General features: G+C 70.0%; 11 protein-coding genes. 6 read left to right on the top strand and 5 right to left on the bottom strand.

Features of this window, described 5'->3' with window-relative positions; all coding sequences use genetic code 11:
* Nucleotides 1-51: 51 nt before the first annotated feature.
* The 3 genes from AB0D59_RS00415 to AB0D59_RS00405 all read right to left on the bottom strand — a co-directional run bounded on the left by AB0D59_RS00415 (nucleotide 52) and on the right by AB0D59_RS00405 (nucleotide 3,584).
* On the bottom strand, nucleotides 52-294 hold the full coding sequence (locus tag AB0D59_RS00415; protein WP_362558947.1) for a DUF6458 family protein: 243 nt from the start codon (nucleotides 292-294) through the stop codon (nucleotides 52-54).
* Between the two features lie 66 nt (nucleotides 295-360).
* On the bottom strand, nucleotides 361-1,659 hold the full coding sequence (locus AB0D59_RS00410; protein ID WP_362558945.1) for a M18 family aminopeptidase: 1,299 nt from the start codon (nucleotides 1,657-1,659) through the stop codon (nucleotides 361-363).
* 83 nt (nucleotides 1,660-1,742) lie between these two features.
* Nucleotides 1,743-3,584, bottom strand: a complete 1,842-nt coding sequence (locus AB0D59_RS00405) for an acyl-CoA dehydrogenase (RefSeq protein ID WP_362558942.1) — start codon at nucleotides 3,582-3,584, stop codon at nucleotides 1,743-1,745.
* Between the two features lie 175 nt (nucleotides 3,585-3,759).
* Between AB0D59_RS00405 and AB0D59_RS00400 the strand changes: the two genes are divergently transcribed.
* The 4 genes from AB0D59_RS00400 (at nucleotide 3,760) to AB0D59_RS00385 (ending at nucleotide 9,060) form a co-directional block, all read left to right on the top strand.
* Nucleotides 3,760-4,239 carry an SseB family protein gene (locus tag AB0D59_RS00400; protein ID WP_362558939.1) on the top strand — a complete coding sequence of 160 codons (480 nt, stop codon included), beginning with the start codon at nucleotides 3,760-3,762 and terminating at the stop codon, nucleotides 4,237-4,239.
* Nucleotides 4,240-4,566: 327 nt separating this feature from the next.
* Nucleotides 4,567-6,522: an Ig-like domain repeat protein gene (locus AB0D59_RS00395; protein ID WP_362558937.1), complete on the top strand. Its 1,956-nt coding sequence runs from the start codon at nucleotides 4,567-4,569 to the stop codon at nucleotides 6,520-6,522.
* 113 nt (nucleotides 6,523-6,635) lie between these two features.
* The gene (locus tag AB0D59_RS00390) at nucleotides 6,636-7,613 is read left to right on the top strand and encodes a pirin family protein (RefSeq protein ID WP_362558934.1); all 978 of its coding nucleotides are present in this window, start codon (nucleotides 6,636-6,638) and stop codon (nucleotides 7,611-7,613) included.
* 415 nt (nucleotides 7,614-8,028) lie between these two features.
* Nucleotides 8,029-9,060, top strand: a complete 1,032-nt coding sequence (locus AB0D59_RS00385) for an AI-2E family transporter (RefSeq protein ID WP_362558932.1) — start codon at nucleotides 8,029-8,031, stop codon at nucleotides 9,058-9,060.
* 30 nt (nucleotides 9,061-9,090) lie between these two features.
* Here the strand turns inward: AB0D59_RS00385 and AB0D59_RS00380 are convergent, their stop codons facing one another.
* A complete protein-coding gene (locus AB0D59_RS00380) occupies nucleotides 9,091-11,208 on the bottom strand; it encodes a SpoIIE family protein phosphatase (protein ID WP_362558929.1) in 2,118 nt (705 codons plus the stop codon).
* Nucleotides 11,209-11,446: 238 nt separating this feature from the next.
* Between AB0D59_RS00380 and aspS the strand changes: the two genes are divergently transcribed.
* Both aspS and AB0D59_RS00370 read left to right on the top strand, forming a co-directional pair.
* On the top strand, nucleotides 11,447-13,210 hold the full coding sequence (aspS, locus tag AB0D59_RS00375) for an aspartate--tRNA ligase (protein WP_362558927.1): 1,764 nt from the start codon (nucleotides 11,447-11,449) through the stop codon (nucleotides 13,208-13,210).
* A 132-nt stretch (nucleotides 13,211-13,342) separates the two neighbouring features.
* On the top strand, nucleotides 13,343-14,263 hold the full coding sequence (locus AB0D59_RS00370) for an intradiol ring-cleavage dioxygenase (protein ID WP_362558924.1): 921 nt from the start codon (nucleotides 13,343-13,345) through the stop codon (nucleotides 14,261-14,263).
* A gap of 80 nt (nucleotides 14,264-14,343) precedes the next feature.
* Here the strand turns inward: AB0D59_RS00370 and AB0D59_RS00365 are convergent, their stop codons facing one another.
* Nucleotides 14,344-15,750: an FG-GAP-like repeat-containing protein gene (locus AB0D59_RS00365; protein ID WP_362558921.1), complete on the bottom strand. Its 1,407-nt coding sequence runs from the start codon at nucleotides 15,748-15,750 to the stop codon at nucleotides 14,344-14,346.
* Nucleotides 15,751-15,760 lie beyond the last annotated feature (10 nt).

Here is a 15,760-nt window from a genome sequence, read left to right as displayed (position 1 = left end):
CCCTGGGGTTCGCGGTTGCCGGTGACGCCGCTGTGGGTGCGGCCGTGTCGGTCACGCGCCGTACCCGTCGCCGTATCCGTCGCGGCGGCGCCGGTCGTCCTCGACGACGGCCGTCGGCGGTACGACGACCCGGCGGCGCCGGGCGATGCTGCTGAACGTGGCGACCCCGATGATCCCGACGGCCATCAGGATCAGGCCGACGACATCGAGGTTGACGCCCTGCATGTGCCAGTCGGTCGCGAACGTGAGGATGGCCCCCACGGCGATGAGGATGATGCACCCGCCGAGCCCCATGAGCGTTGCCTTTCCTTCAGGTTCCGGTCCACACCGGGTACCCAGGGGCGGGCGGTACATGTGCAACTAGCCTTCCAGGAAGGCCGTCAGCGCGTTCGCGAGGAGGAACGGGTCGTCGGCGCCGCACAGTTCGCGGGCGCTGTGCATGGAGAGGATCGCCGCGCCGATGTCGACGGTCTGGATGCCGTGGCGGGCCGCGGTGATCGGCCCGATCGTGGTGCCGCAGGGCATGGAGTTGTTGGAGACGAAGGTCTGGAAGGGGACCCCGGCCCTGTCGCAGGCGGCGGCGAAGATCGCGCGGCCCGAACCGTCCGTCGCGTAGCGGTTGTTGACGTTGACCTTGAGGATCGGGCCGCCGTTGACGCGGGGGTGGTGCGTCGGGTCGTGGCGCTCCGCGTAGTTGGGGTGCACGGCGTGGCCGGTGTCGGAGGAGAGACAGACGGTGGCCGCGAAGGCTCTCGCCCGGTCCTCGTACGATCCGCCGCGCGCCAGCACCGAGCGCTCCAGCACGCTGCCGAGCAGCGGGCCGTCCGCGCCGGTGTCGGACTGGGAGCCGGTCTCCTCGTGGTCGAAGGCGGCGAGCACCGGGATGCAGGGGAGCTGCGCGCCGCCCGTCGCCGCGGCCGCGAGGGCCGCCGTACCGGCGTGCACGGACAGCAGGTTGTCCATCCGGGGGCCGGCCATCAGCTCCTGGTCGCGGCCCAGGTAGGCCGGCGGTTCGATGGCGTAGGTCATCAGGTCCCAGCCGGTCACCGAGCCCGCCGGCAGGCCCGACTCCTGCTCGAGGAAGGCGATCAGGTCGCCGTCGCGGACGTCGTCGCCGAGGCCCCAGATCGGCTGCAGATGGCGCTGCTTGTCCAGTTTGAGCCCGTCGCTGCTGACCGCGCGGTCCAGGTGGATGGCGAGCTGGGGCACCCGCAGCAGCGGCCGGTTCACGTCGACGAGGCGGGTGGTGCCGTCGCGCAGGGTGAGCCGGCCGGCCAGGCCCAGGTCCCGGTCGAGCCAGGAGTTCATGAGCGGTCCGCCGTAGATCTCCACGGCGACCTGGCGGAAGCCGTGCGCCCCGGTGTCCGGGCGGGGCTTGACCCGCAGGTTCGGGGAGTCGGTGTGCGCGCCGACGATCCGGTACGGCGTGTGGGGTGCGGCGCCCTCCGGGACGTACCAGGCGATGATCGCGCCGCCGCGCAGCACGTACTTGCCGCCCGCCGTCCCGTCCCAGACGTCCGTCTCGGCGACCTGCCGGAAACCGGCCTTCTCCAGCCGTTCGCCGGCGTTGGCCACGGCGTGGTACGGCGTGGGGCCGGCCGCGAGGAAGGACATCAGGTCGTCGGTGTGGCCGCGGTCGAAGCGGGCTGGTTCGCTCATGTTCCTCACCTTAACGACGTACGGTGGCCCGCTCCCAGGTGAGGGAGCGGGCCACCGTAGGCAAACCGGGTCGATCGGAACGATCAGAAGGCCGCCTCGTCCAGCTCCATCAGGTCGAGGTCGACGTCGGCCGCGACCTTGCGGGCCAGGGTGACGCCCGGCAGCACGTTGGCCGCGAAGAACTTCGCCGCCGCGATCTTGCCGGTGTAGAAGGCGACATCCTTGGAGGACACGGCCTTGGTGGACGCCGTCTCCAGCTTCTCGGCGGCGATCGCGGCGCCCTTGAGCAGCAGGTAGCCGACGATCACGTCGCCGGAGGCGAGCAGCAGGCGGGTGGTGTTCAGGCCCACCTTGTAGATGTTCTTGACGTCCTGCTCGGTGGCCGCGAGGTCGGTCAGCATCAGGCCGACGATCGCCTCCAGCTCCACGGCGGCCTTGGCGAGGTGCTCGCGGGCGCCCGCCAGCTGCTCGCCGCCGGTGCCGAGCGCCAGGAACTTCTTGATGTCCTCGGCGAGGGAGTTCAGCGCCGCGCCCTGGTTGCGGACGATCTTCCGGAAGAAGAAGTCCTGGCCCTGGATCGCGGTGGTGCCCTCGTAGAGGGTGTCGATCTTGGCGTCGCGGATGTACTGCTCGATCGGGTACTCCTGCAGGAAGCCGGAGCCGCCGAAGGTCTGCAGCGACTGGGCGAGCTGCTCGTAACCCTTCTCGGAGCCGTAGCCCTTGACGATCGGCAGGAGCAGGTCGTTGAGCGCGTGCTCCGTCTTCGGGTCCTCGCCGTTCGCCTCCTTGACCGCGATCGCGTCCTGGATCGAGGCGGTGTAGAGGACCAGGGCGCGCATGCCCTCGGCGTACGCCTTCTGCGTGATCAGCGAGCGGCGGACGTCGGGGTGGTGGGTGACGGTGACCTTGGGCGCGGACTTGTCCATGAAGTTCGCGAGGTCGGGACCCTGGACGCGCTCCTTGGCGTACTCAAGGGCGTTGAGGTAGCCCGTCGACAGCGTGGAGATCGCCTTCGTGCCGACCATCATGCGGGCGAACTCGATGATCCGGAACATCTGGCGGATGCCCTCGTGCTTGTCGCCGATCAGCCAGCCCTTGGCCGGGTGGCGGTCGCCGAAGGTCATCTCGCAGGTGTTGGAGGCCTTGAGGCCCATCTTGTGCTCGACGTTCGTGGCGTAGACGCCGTTGCGCTCGCCCAACTCGCCGGTCTCGAAGTCGAAGAGGTACTTCGGCACGAGGAAGAGCGACAGCCCCTTGGTGCCCGGGCCGGCCCCCTCGGGCCGGGCCAGCACGTAGTGGAGGATGTTCTCCTCCATGTCGTGCTCACCGGAGGTGATGAAGCGCTTCACGCCCTCGATGTGCCACGAGCCGTCCTCCTGCTGGACCGCCTTGGTGCGGCCGGCGCCGACGTCCGAACCGGCGTCCGGCTCGGTGAGGACCATGGTGGAGCCCCAGGTCCGGTCGACCGCGATCTGGGCCCACTTCTTCTGCTCCTCGGTGCCCTCCTCGAAGAGGATGCGGGCGAACGCCGGGCCGGAGGAGTACATCCACACGGCCGGGTTGGCGCCGAGGATCAGCTCCGCGTACGACCAGATCAGCGACGGGGGAGCGGTCGTGCCGCCGATCTCCTCGGGCAGGCCGAGCCGCCAGTACTCGGAGTCCATGAAGGCCTTGTAGCTCTTCTTGAAGGAGGCCGGGACCGGCGCGGTGTTGGTCTCCGGGTCGAAGACCGGCGGGTTGCGGTCGGCGTCGGCGAAGGACTCCGCCAGCTCGTTCTCGGCGAGCCGGGTCAGCTCCTCCAGGACGCTCTTCGCGGTGTCGGTGTCCATCTCGGCGAACGGGCCGGTGCCGTACAGCTTGTCGCGACCGAGCACTTCGAAGAGGTTGAATTCGATGTCGCGGAGGTTGGACTTGTAGTGCCCCATGGTGACGGCTCCGTATCCGGATCGGCGAGGCACTGAATCCTCGCGCAAGCGTTCACATACCAACGAGTAGCTCCGATGATGCTACCCGCCGGTAATAAGACGCAACCCCATCAGTGGAAGTGTGAGAAGGGTCTACCTTCTCGCAGAGGCCGCGTGTCTCGGTAGGCTTGCGCTCATGTACGGATACGGCCAGCCCATGGACGGTACTGCCGCTCAGCAGCAGTACGCCCAGCCGCAGCAGCAGATGCCCGGCGCGGGCGGGTACGGCCAGCAGCCCCCGCTCTACCCCGAGCCGTCTCCGCCGTCGCTCGCGGACGCGGTGCGGGCCTTCACCACGGGCCAGTTGACCGCCGAGGACTTCCAGCAGGTCTTCGCCACGTCCAAGGTGTACTGCCCGCGCGGCGACAACCCCGGGTTCCTCGCCCTGCACAACACCCAGCAGCCGGTGATCCCGATGTTCACCTCGCTCAAGGAGCTGCGCCGGTACGCGGGCAAGGAGTCCAAGTACTTCGTGATCACGGGCGCGGAGGTCATCGACCTGCTGCCGACCGGCTACGGCTTCGTCCTCGACATGGAGGGCGAGCACCGGATGGTCTTCGACGCGAAGGCGGTCGAACAGATGGTGGACTTCGCGATGCGGCGGATGTACGGCTAGACGCTCACCTCGGCTACACGGCCACGTCGGCTTTACGGCCACCTCGGCTACACGGCCACGTCGGCTTTACGGCCACCTCGGCCAGACGCCCACCTCGGCTTTCCGTCCACCTCGCACAGACGCGTCCCGTTGGCGGCCGCTGTCCTCGGAGTTCCCGGATTCCTCGGGAAAACCTGCTCCCCCTTTGTCACAGCCATGCCATAGGCTGCGCCCTGGCAGCCGCGCCCCACGCACAACCGCTCTTCCGCGGTCGTGTGAGGGTGCCGCGCGGCGCTCTCATCCACCCGGCGAACCCGGGTTTCCACTGGGGGTTTCATCACTGTGCGCATGCGCAGCACTTCGGTCGCGACGGCGCTCGCGGTCCTCTTCAGCTCGGCGGCGCTGAGCGTCGTGGCGGCGGGGACCGCCTCGGCTGCCGCCACCACCGTCACCAACAACGGCGGTCTCGTCGTGGACGGCGGACTCCAGCGGGTGTTCGTCGGCGACGCCGCGAACGGCCGGATCCTCGCCGCCAACTACAGCGGCACCCTCGTCGACTCGCACAGCGGCTTCGGCAGCGTCAGCGACCTGGCCCTGTCGGACGACGGCTCCACCCTCTACGCGGCCCTGCCCAACACCCACCAGATCCTCGCCCTCGACCCGGCCACGCTGGACCTGAAGGCGACGTACAGCATCCCGACCGACACCGGCCCCCGCCACCTGGCCTTCGCCGGCGGCAAGGCGTGGTTCTCGTACGGCGACCAGTGGGACGGCGACATCGGCTCCATCGACCCGGCGGTGGACCCGGCGGGCGGCACCGACCCGGTGGCGATGGCGCAGTTCCCCACCGAGGGCACGTCGGTCGGCATCTGGGGCCAGGGTCTGCTGGACACCGACCCGACCCGGCCGGGCCTGCTGGCCGTCGGGGAGACCGGCATCTCCACCGACTCCATGGCGGTCCTCGACGTCTCGGGCGCCACCGCCACGGCCACCGCCTGGTACAACGGCGACTACACCCTGAACAGCGGCATCGGGGACATCGACCTCGTCCCCGGCGCCGACCAGGTGCTGGTCAACGGCACCGACCGGGACGCGTGGGCGGACGGCAAGTTCAGCAAGGCCGGCGCCTACCCCGGCGCCTGGGGTGCCGACGTCTCGGCGACCGGCCTGGTCGCCCAGTTCAACGCCGGCAAGGTCGCGGTCTACCGGCCCGACGCCACCAAGCCGCTGCGTACCTACACCGTCGGCTCCTCGTCCGACTACGCCGTCGGCAACCTGCGCTGGGCGCCGGACTCCTCGCGGATCTTCGCGCTGGTGTCGGGCAACGGCACCTACACGCTCAAGGCCCTGACCCAGCCGACGCTCAACGTGCCGACGCTCACGGTCAACGCCCCGAGTTCGGCGGCCCGCGCCAAGAAGCTCACCGTCACCGGCAAGCTCTCGGCCACGGTCCCGCTGGCGGCCGGCAGCAAGCTCTCCGTCACCCGCACCGACGTCTCCAGCCCCAGCGGCAAGGCGCTCGCCTCCGTCACGGTCAAGGCGGACGGCACGTACTCCTTCTCGGACACCCCGCCGGCCGGCGGCACGGTCACGTACAAGGTGACCTACGCCGGCGACGCCGGGCACACCGCGGTCTCCGCCTCCGACAAGGTCGCGGTCTCCCGTACGGCGACGAGCCTGAGCCTGAACAACAACGGCAAGCTGTACAACTACGGCGCCGACGTGAAGTTCACCGCGCACCTGGGGACGACGTACAAGAACCGTTCGGTCAAGATCTACGCGGACCCCTTCGGCGGTGACAAGGGCAAGAAGCTGATCAAGACCGGCAAGGTGGACTCCCACGGCAACATCGCCGCCTGGGTGGACATGACCCGGGACACGGCCGTCTCCGCGGTCTTCGACGGCGACGCCCGGTACGCGCCGAAGGCGGTGAAGGCCACGGCGTACGCGCGGGTCAAGATCTCCACCGCCGTCTCCAAGCACTACAAGACGGCGAAGATCGGTTCGACGTCGTACTACTGGTTCCACAAGAACACCGACCCGGTGTTCACCACGACCATGACCTACTACCCGGGCCGCGAGCACCGTCTGGACCTGGAGGTCTACTACCAGGGGAAGTGGTACTCGACGGACTCCGAGTACTTCAAGCTCGGCACGAGCGGCAAGTCGGCCGTGCGGCTCGGCGCTCCCGGCGAGTCCGGCATCCGGGCGCGGCTGCGTTCGGTGTACGTCAACGGCTCGTCCGGCGACACCGTGAACTCCACGACGTACGGCGGCTGGAAGTACATCTACTTCAGCAACTGATCCACTGATCGGCAGATGACCGGGCCCGGAGGGAATGTCCTCCGGGCCTTCGCCGTTAGGGGTGGCAGAAAGTTCAACGCTCAACTAAACTGGGCGTACAAGGAGGAGCCAACATGCCTGCAGTGACCGTCGAGAACCCGCTGACCCTTCCCCGGGTGGCCGCACCGGCCGACGCCGTGGCCCGTCCCGTGCTCACCGTCACGACCGCGCCGAGCGGTTTCGAGGGCGAGGGCTTCCCGGTACGCCGGGCGTTCGCGGGGATCAACTACCGCCACCTCGACCCGTTCATCATGATGGACCAGATGGGTGAGGTGGAGTACGCGCCGGGCGAGCCCAAGGGCACGCCCTGGCACCCGCACCGTGGCTTCGAGACCGTCACCTACATCATCGACGGCATCTTCGACCACCAGGACAGCAACGGCGGCGGCGGCACCATCACCAACGGTGACACCCAGTGGATGACGGCCGGTGCCGGCCTGCTCCACATCGAGGCGCCGCCGGAGTCCCTGGTCATGTCCGGCGGCCTCTTCCACGGCCTCCAGCTGTGGGTGAACCTCCCGGCCAAGGACAAGATGATGGCCCCGCGCTACCAGGACATCCGCGGTGGCAACGTCCAGCTGCTGACCACCCCCGACGGCGGTGCGCTGCTGCGTGTCATCGCCGGTGAGCTGGACGGTCACGCCGGTCCGGGCATCACGCACACGCCGATCACCATGATCCACGCGACGCTGGCTCCCGGCGCCGAGCTCACGCTCCCCTGGCGCGAGGACTTCAACGGGCTGGCGTACGTGCTGGCCGGCAAGGGTGCGGTGGGGGCGGAGCGCCGTCCGATCCACCTCGGTCAGACGGCCGTCTTCGGCGCGGGTTCCTCGCTGACCGTCCGCGCGGACGAGAAGCAGGACTCGCACACCCCGGACCTGGAGGTCGTGCTGCTCGGCGGGCAGCCGATCCGGGAGCCGATGGCCCACTACGGCCCGTTCGTCATGAACACCAAGGACGAGCTGATGCAGGCCTTCGAGGACTTCCAGAAGGGCCGCCTGGGCACGATCCCGGCGGTCCACGGAATGACGGAGACGGGCCCGCAGGCGTAACAGACCCGCGCCCCCGAGAGGCCCGACGTAACCCCTACGCCGGGCCTCCGGCCATCCCCCGCCCAACCAAGTCGACCCGGTCCCCTCGACCTCGCTCCTTGACCGACCGAGTCGATCCGAGGCACCTCGACTTCGCTCCTTGACCGACCGAGTCGATCCGAGGCCCCCTGGGCTTGGCTTCTTGACCGGCCGAGTCGATCCGGTCCTCTCGGCTTGGCTTTCTGGCCGGCCGAGTCGATCCGGTCCTCTCGGCTTGGCTTTCTGGCCGGCCGAGTCGATTCCGGCTCCTCGGCCTCGCTTCCCGACCGACCGAGACGGGTGGTGGGTGGGCGTAGGTGGGGTTCTGGGGTGCCGGGTCACTCGGCAGGGGGTGTACGGCAGGGCGGTCGGGGGCCTCGCGTGATCCGCTGGACGCGTGTCCCTGTTGCCCGAGCCCGTGCGTCGGTTCGCAGCGTGGTGTGCCGTGCTGCTGCTGGCCGCCGGCGTCGGCTGGGTCGGCATCCGGCTCTGCTCGGAGTTCCGCACCGCGGTGACCCCCGTGCTGCTCGCCCTCCTCGGCACCGCCCTGCTCGGGCCCCTGTACCGGCGGCTCGTCACGGCCGGCGTGCAGCGCTCCCTCGCCGCCGGCCTCACCTGCGTCGCCGTCGTCACCGTCGTCGGTGGGGCGGTCTACATCGTCGTCGCCGCGCTCATCGACACCGGCGGCCAGATCACCTCGTCCCTCAAGAACGCCGCGAAGTCGCTCGCCCAGCACTTCGGCGCCGCGGGGACCTCGCTCGACGACCTCGCCGAGAACGCCAAGGACCTGCTGGGCAAGTTCGCCGGGACGGCCGCCTCCAACGTCATCAGCGGCGTGAGTGTGGTCGGCGAGGGCATCGCCATGGCCGTACTGGCGTTGCTGCTCGTCTTCTTCTTCCTCCGTGACTCGCATCTCGTCGTCGAGTCCCTCCGGGCCGTGGCGCCCGGCGGCAGCGCCGACCTGCTGGAGGCCATGGCCCGTCGTGCCTTCGAGGGCATCGAGGGGTTCATGCGCGGTACCACCGTCATCGCGTTCATCGACGCCGTCTGCATCACCGTCGGCCTGCTGATCCTCCAGGTGCCGGGCGCCGTGGGACTCGGCGCGCTGGTCCTCGTCGGCGCCTACATCCCCTACCTCGGCGCCTTCATCTCCGGCGCCGTCGCCGTACTGGTCGCCCTCGCCGACCGGGGCTTCGTCATCGCGCTGTGGGTGCTCGGTGTCGTACTCGCCGTGCAGGTGCTGGAGGGGCATGTGCTGCAGCCCATGATCCAGAGCCGGACCGTGCAGATGCACCCGGCGGTGGTGATGGTGACCATCACCGCGGGGGCCTCCGTCGCCGGGATCCTGGGCATGCTGCTCGCCGTACCGCTCACGGCGGCCGCCTTCGGGGTCGTACACGAGCTACGAGCGCGGTACGCGACCACCTAGTGCGGTGAACCTTTCCGGTCACAGCACTGGCTAGGCCCCGTCGCCCGCGTACCCCTCGTACAGCTCGAACCAGATGCTCTTGCCCTCCCCGCGCGGCTCGACGCCCCAGGCCTCCGCCAGGAGCTCGATCAGGACCAGGCCGCGGCCGGAGGAGGCCAGCTCCCCGGGGCGGCGCTTGTGCGGGAGGTCGTCGCCGACGTCCGTGACCTCGACGCGCAGCCGGCGCCCCGGGGCCTGGCCGCAGACCTCGGCGAGCAGCAGCGCGTCCGCGTCGGTGTGCACCAGCACGTTCGTGAGCATCTCGGAGACCAGCAGCACCGCCGAGTCGACCTGGTCGGGTGAGCCCCAGTCGTGCAGCAGCTCGCGCAGGTGCTGGCGGGCCTCGGCGATCCGCTCGGGCTCGTCCTGGGCCACCGACAGCAGGGTGCGGCGTGCCCGGGGCCGTACGGCCATGGTCCCGTCGCCGTGCACGGAGCCCGGCCGGGACAGCAGCAGGATCGCGATGTCGTCCTCGCGGCGGTCGGCCAGCGGCCCGGTGGTGTGGTGCGAGGAGGGGCCGTGAACGGCCTGGACCAGGGCGTCGGCCAGTTTCTCCAGGTCGCTGTCCTGCTCCTCCATGATCGCCCGGACCCGCTGCCAGCCGCTCTCGATGTCATGGCCGCCGGTCTCGATCAGACCGTCGGTGCAGATCATCATGATCTCGCCGGGTTCGAGGGCGAACCGCGTGGTCGGATAGTCCGCGTCGGGGTCGATGCCGAGCGGCAGGCCGCCCGCCGTCGGCCGCCGCAGCACCGTGCCGTCGGTCATCCGGATCGTCGGGTCGAGATGCCCCGCGCGGGCGATCTCCAGCACCCCGGTCGCCGGATCCGCCTCGACGTACAGGCAGGTCGCGAAGCGGAGGTCGGTGATCTCCTCGTCGTAGGTGATCCCGTGCAGGAAACGGGAGGCCCGGGAGAGGACCGCGTCCGGGCGGTGGCCCTCGGAGGCGTAGGCGCGCAGCGCGATCCGGAGCTGGCCCATGATGCCCGCGGCCCGTACGTCATGCCCCTGGACGTCGCCGATGACCAGCGCGAACCGGCCGGACGGCAGCGGGATCATGTCGTACCAGTCGCCGCCCACCTGGAGTCCGCCGCCGGTCGGGATGTAGCGGGCGGCCACGTCCATGCCCGGTATCTCGGGGCCGAGCGACGGCAGCATGGAGCGCTGGAGGCCGTCGGTCAGCTCCCGCTCCGAGTCGGCGATCCCGGCCCGGGACAGGGCTTGCGCCAGCATCCGGGCCACCGTGGTGAGCACGGACCGCTCGTCGGGCGTGAACGACACCGGGTAGGTGAACCCCGCCATCCAGGCGCCCATGGTCCGCCCGGCCACCGTCAGCGGCAGAAAGGCCCAGGACCGGCGGCCGAACTGCTTGGCCAGCGGCCAGGTGACCGGGTAGCGGGACTTGTACTGATCGGCCGAGGAGAGATAGACGGCCCGGCCGGTCCGTACCACCTCCGCCGCCGGGTAGTCGGTGTCCAGCGGCATGCTGGTGAAGGGGCTGTCCTCGTCGATCTGCTGACCGTGGTGGCCGATCATCATCAGCCGGTCGCCCTTGGCCCCGAAGACGGCCAGCCCCTCCGGGGAGAACCCGGGCATCGACAGGCCCCCGGCGACCCGCAGCACCTCCTCGGTGGACCGCGCCTCGGCCAGCGCCCGGCCCGCGTCCAGCAGGAACGCCTCACGGGAGCGCCGCCAGTCGCCGGTGACCGGATGCTGGCCCGCGCTGCCGGGGGACGGCTCGGTGACCTCCTGGATGGTGCCCGTCACCCGGTAGACGCGCTCCTCGGAGTCGTACACCGGCCTGAAACGGCTGCGGACGGTACGGATCAGCCGGCCTCGCTCGTCCATGACCCGCAGCCGTACCTCGCCGAGGGTGCCCTCGGTGGCGGCCAGCCGGGTGATGCTGGTGTTCTCGTTCCAGTCCACGGGGTGGAAACGGGACCGGACCAGGGCCTCCGACAGGAGGGACGGCTCGGCCGGCAGCCCGATGAGCCGGGCCGCCTCCGCATCCGCGGTGACCAGCCCGGTGGCCGTGTCCCAGTGCCACAGCCCCGTCGCGAGGGCGGCGAGGACGTCCTCCACGGCGGGCAGGGGCTCGCCAGTTCGCATTGCCCCACTTTAAGAAGATGAGATCGAAGAGTGCCACTGTTTCGGAGCGAGATTGGTGGGACTGAGACCATCGCCCCCCTGCCCCGGTCGGCCATCGCCCCGCCCCGCCCCCGCCTGCGATTAATGGTGGGGAGGCGATCTTTGGGTGGCCGGTACCCTTGATGGGTCCGGGCACCATGGCTCGGTGCCGGTCGAGGAGAGCACCTCGGCAGACCACGAAGAAGAGGAACACCCGACGATGCATCGGTACAGGTCCCACACCTGCGGCCAGCTCCGCGCCTCTGACGTCGGCACCGACGTCCGGCTGAGCGGCTGGCTGCACAATCGGCGCGACCTGGGCGGCATCCTCTTCATCGATCTGCGCGACCACTACGGCATCACGCAGCTCGTCGCCCGCCCCGGCACCCCGGCGTACGAGGCCCTGGACAAGCTCTCCAAGGAATCCACCGTCCGGGTCGACGGCCGCGTTGTTTCACGTGGAACCGAGAACATCAACCCCGACCTGCCCACCGGCGAGGTCGAGGTCGAGGTCGGCGAGGTCGAGCTGCTCGGCGCGGCCGCCCCGCTGCCGTTCACGATCAACACCGAGGACGGGGTCAACGAGGAGCGGCGCCTGGAGTACCGCTTCCTGGACCTGCGCCGCGAGCGCATGCACCGCAACATCATGCTGCGCACGGCCGTGATCTCGGCCATCCGCCACAAGATGGTCGCCCTCGGCTTCAACGAGATGGCCACCCCGATCCTCACCGCGACCTCCCCCGAGGGCGCCCGTGACTTCGTGGTGCCGTCCCGCCTGAACCCGGGCAAGTTCTACGCCCTGCCGCAGGCCCCGCAGCAGTTCAAGCAGCTGCTGATGATCTCCGGCTTCGACCGCTACTTCCAGATCGCGCCCTGCTTCCGCGACGAGGACGCCCGCGCCGACCGCTCGCCCGGCGAGTTCTACCAGCTCGACGTCGAGATGAGCTTCGTCGAGCAGGAGGACGTCTTCCGCCCGATCGAGCAGCTGATGACCGAGCTGTTCACGGAGTTCGGCGGCGGCCACGAGGTCACCTCGCCGTTCCCGCGGATCCCGTTCCGCGAGGCGATGCTGAAGTACGGCTCCGACAAGCCGGACCTGCGCGCCCAGCTGGAGCTGGTCGACATCACCGACATCTTCGAGGGCTCGGAGTTCAAGGCCTTCGCCGGCAAGCACGTCCGTGCGCTGCCGGTGCCGGCGGTCCAGGACCAGCCCCGCAAGTTCTTCGACCAGCTCGGTGACTTCGCCGTCTCCCTCGGCGCCAAGGGCCTGGCCTGGGTCCGCGTCACCGAGGACGGCACGCTCACCGGCCCGATCGCCAAGTTCCTCACCGAGGAGAACGTCGCCGAGCTGACCAAGCGGCTCCAGCTGGCCGCAGGTCACGCCGTCTTCTTCGGCGCGGGCGAGTTCGACGAGGTCTCCAAGATCATGGGCGCGGTGCGGGTCGAGGCCGCCAAGCGCGCCGGGCACTTCGAGGAGAACGTCTTCCGGTTCTGCTGGATCGTCGACTTCCCGATGTTCGAGAAGGACGAGGAGACCGGCCGGATCGACTTCTCGCACAACCCGTTCTCGATGCCCCAGGGCGGCATGGAGGCCCTGGAGACCCAGGACCCGCTGGACATCCTGGCCTGGCAGTACGACATCGTCTGCAACGGCGTCGAGCTGTCCTCCGGCGCGATCCGGAACCACGAGCCGGACATCATGCTCAAGGCGTTCGGCATCGCGGGCTACGACGAGGAGACCGTCGAGCGCGAGTTCGCCGGCATGCTGCGCGCGCTGCGCTTCGGCGCCCCGCCGCACGGTGGCATCGCCCCGGGCGTGGACCGCATCGTGATGCTCCTCGCCGACGAGCCCAACATCCGCGAGACCATCGCCTTCCCGCTCAACGGCAACGCCCAGGACCTGATGATGGGCGCACCGACCGAGCTGGACGAGACCCGGCTGCGCGAGCTGCACCTGACCATCCGGAAGCCGCAGCCGAAGTAAGGCGTACAGAAGCAGCACAGCTGAAGGAAAGGCTCGAAACCGGCGTCGGTTTCGAGCCTTTCGCCTGCGCACCGCGATTCACAGCTCGCTCCGATGTTCCCACCGGCTCCGGCTTGTCTACGGTCCCTGACCATGACAGACACCCACGCCCCCACTGATGCTCAATCCCCGGAAGAGAGAAGGAAGTTGGCCCGCCGTACGGTCCTGGCGGCGGGCAGCGTGGCCGTGACCGCGGTGGGCGTCGGCAGCGCCTTCGCCGCGAGCGACGGCACCGCCGCGGAGCAGGGCACCCAAGCCGCGGCCTCGCCCTCGTCCTCGGCGGGCGCCTGCTACACGCTCACGTCCGAACTGGTCGAGGGCCCGTACTACATCGACGCCGACAAGCTCCGCCAGGACGTCACCGAGGACCAGGAGGGCATCCCGCTGCATCTCACCCTCAAGGTGATCGACGCGGAGACCTGCAGGCCGCTCAGGAACGCGGCCGTGGACATCTGGCACTGCAACGCGTCCGGCGTCTACTCCGGGTACGAGGAGGTGGGCAGCGGCGGCGGTGGCGGCGGCACCCCGCCGACCGGCCCCCCGCCGACCGACGTGCCCACCGGCACCCCCACCGGCCCCCCGCCCGGCGGTGGCGGCGGCCACCAGGAGCCGACCGACGACACCCGCTACCTGCGCGGCACCTGGCACACGGACCGGCACGGGCAGGTCACTTTCAGGACCGTCTTCCCCGGCTGGTACCAGGGCCGGTGCGTCCACATCCACGTCAAGGTGCACGTGGACGGCGAATGGACGGACGCCGGGTACGAGGGCGGCCACACCTGCCACACGGGCCAGCTGTTCTTCGACGAGAAGTCGGTGCTGCTGTCGGCCGAGGTGGAGCCGTACGCGAGCAACACCACCACCCGCACCACCCTCGACGGGGACAGCATCTACCCGGACAACGGGCACGAGGGCGGCCTGCTCTACCTCAGGTACGACCGCCACCACATCGCCCGGGGCGTCCGCGGCCATCTGACCCTGGGCGTCGAACCGGACGAGACGAGCAACGGCTGACATCGGTGGGACACCGGTGAGCCATCCATGACGCGAGCGCCCGGGACCCATGAAGGAGACCCCGGGCGCCTCCGGTGCGTTCAGATCACCGAGAGCAGTCCGTCGCCACCCAGCATGGTGCCCCACTGCTGGGTGAGGCCGACGGCATTCGGCGTGATGACGCGGCTGCCCGTGGCCGTCGGCCGGGCGGAGCCGCCGGGAAAGACCCAGACGGCTCCGGTGGAGTTGTTCTCGCCCGCCGCACCGACGAACAGCTCCGGCCTGCCGTCCTTGTCGATGTCACCGACCGAGACCGTCGTACCGAAGAAGTCGTCGGTCTCGGCGGCACCCGGCACCCCCGCGGTGTCCTGGGAGAAGGAGTACGAGCCGGTGCCGAGCGCACCACTGCCGCGGCCGGGGATGACCGTGACCTGGCCGGCCCTGTTCCTGGCGAGATCCTCGAACGGCGACCCGACCACGATGTCCGCCCGGCCGTCCCGGTTCAGGTCGGCCACGGCGAGGGCCCCGCCGAAACCGTCGTCCTTCTCGCTCGCCCCGGGGACGCCCGCGGTGTTCTGGGTGATCTGGACGGGCTCCGCGTCGGTCGCGATACCCGCCTTCGAGCCGTACCAGACCAGCACCCGGCCACCCGGCGCGCCGTCCACACCCGCCTTCTCGGGCTCGTCCGGGTCGCCGGCCACGAGATCGGCGTAGCCGTCGCCATTGACGTCGCCGGCGGCCACGATGAGGCCGTTGCCCCGCAGCTCGTTGTCGTGCCAGGGATTCACGTAGAGGTTGCCGCCGGTCAGGGCGGGCTCCCGGAAGGTGGCGGAGGCCAGGTCCGGTGCGGCGTCGCCGTCGAAGTCACCGAGCGCCACGGACAGGGGGGACAAGGTGCCCTCGTTGTCCACGGCCGACCCGAACGTGCCGCTCCGGGTGAACGGTCCGGTGAAGTACACGGTCGAGTCCATCGCGCTGACCGCGACCCGCGTCCTCCACCCGGATCCGAGCCCGAGCGCGGCGACGTCCTCGCCGTAGCGGTACGTCGAGGACAACGGCGAGGGCAGGTCCGTGCCGCTCGTCAGACCGCTCCTGCTGCCCCAGAGCACGGTCACCGCACCGGAGTCGGTGCCTTTCGAGGTGTCCTCGTCGGGCGTTCCGACCACCAGATCGGCGTAACCGTCCCGGTTCAGGTCGGCGGTGGCGGTGGCGGCGCCGAAGGCGTCGTAGGTCTCGCTGGCGCCCGGCACGCCCGCGGTGTTCTGGGTGATGGTCTTACGGCGGCTCGTCGACAGCCCCGAGGCGGAGCCGTACAGTACGACGACCGCGCCCGCGCCCTCCTTGCCGGACACGTTCGCGCCCGGCGCGGGCAGGACCGCGTCGCGGTAGCCGTCGCCGTTGAAGTCACCCGGTACGGCGCCGTGTACGGCGCCGGCCGGGACGGCCGGCAGCAGCACGCCACCGACCAGAGACGCGGCCACGAACGCGGCAGCACCCCATCTGCGCATGAGTTACCCC

The organism is Streptomyces sp. NPDC048417 (assembly GCF_040651615.1).
In the GTDB taxonomy this organism is placed as follows: domain Bacteria; phylum Actinomycetota; class Actinomycetes; order Streptomycetales; family Streptomycetaceae; genus Streptomyces.
The sequence above is the reverse complement of the archived record's forward strand: the minus strand, read 5'-3'. Positions and strand labels throughout refer to the sequence as shown.

Bases quoted from the DNA above. Each gene is read 5' to 3' on its own strand.
- AB0D59_RS00395 (WP_362558937.1), top strand. From the start codon at position 4,567: ATGCGCAGCACTTCGGTCGCGACGGCGCTCGCGGTCCTCTTCAGCTCG.
- AB0D59_RS00370 (WP_362558924.1), top strand. From the start codon at position 13,343: ATGACAGACACCCACGCCCCCACTGATGCTCAATCCCCGGAAGAGAGA.
- AB0D59_RS00390 (WP_362558934.1), top strand. From the start codon at position 6,636: ATGCCTGCAGTGACCGTCGAGAACCCGCTGACCCTTCCCCGGGTGGCC.
- AB0D59_RS00405 (WP_362558942.1), bottom strand. From the start codon at position 3,584: ATGGGGCACTACAAGTCCAACCTCCGCGACATCGAATTCAACCTCTTC.
- AB0D59_RS00415 (WP_362558947.1), bottom strand. From the start codon at position 294: ATGGGGCTCGGCGGGTGCATCATCCTCATCGCCGTGGGGGCCATCCTC.
- AB0D59_RS00380 (WP_362558929.1), bottom strand. From the start codon at position 11,208: ATGCGAACTGGCGAGCCCCTGCCCGCCGTGGAGGACGTCCTCGCCGCC.
- AB0D59_RS00410 (WP_362558945.1), bottom strand. From the start codon at position 1,659: ATGAGCGAACCAGCCCGCTTCGACCGCGGCCACACCGACGACCTGATG.
- AB0D59_RS00400 (WP_362558939.1), top strand. From the start codon at position 3,760: ATGTACGGATACGGCCAGCCCATGGACGGTACTGCCGCTCAGCAGCAG.
- AB0D59_RS00365 (WP_362558921.1), bottom strand. From the start codon at position 15,750: ATGCGCAGATGGGGTGCTGCCGCGTTCGTGGCCGCGTCTCTGGTCGGT.
- aspS (WP_362558927.1), top strand. From the start codon at position 11,447: ATGCATCGGTACAGGTCCCACACCTGCGGCCAGCTCCGCGCCTCTGAC.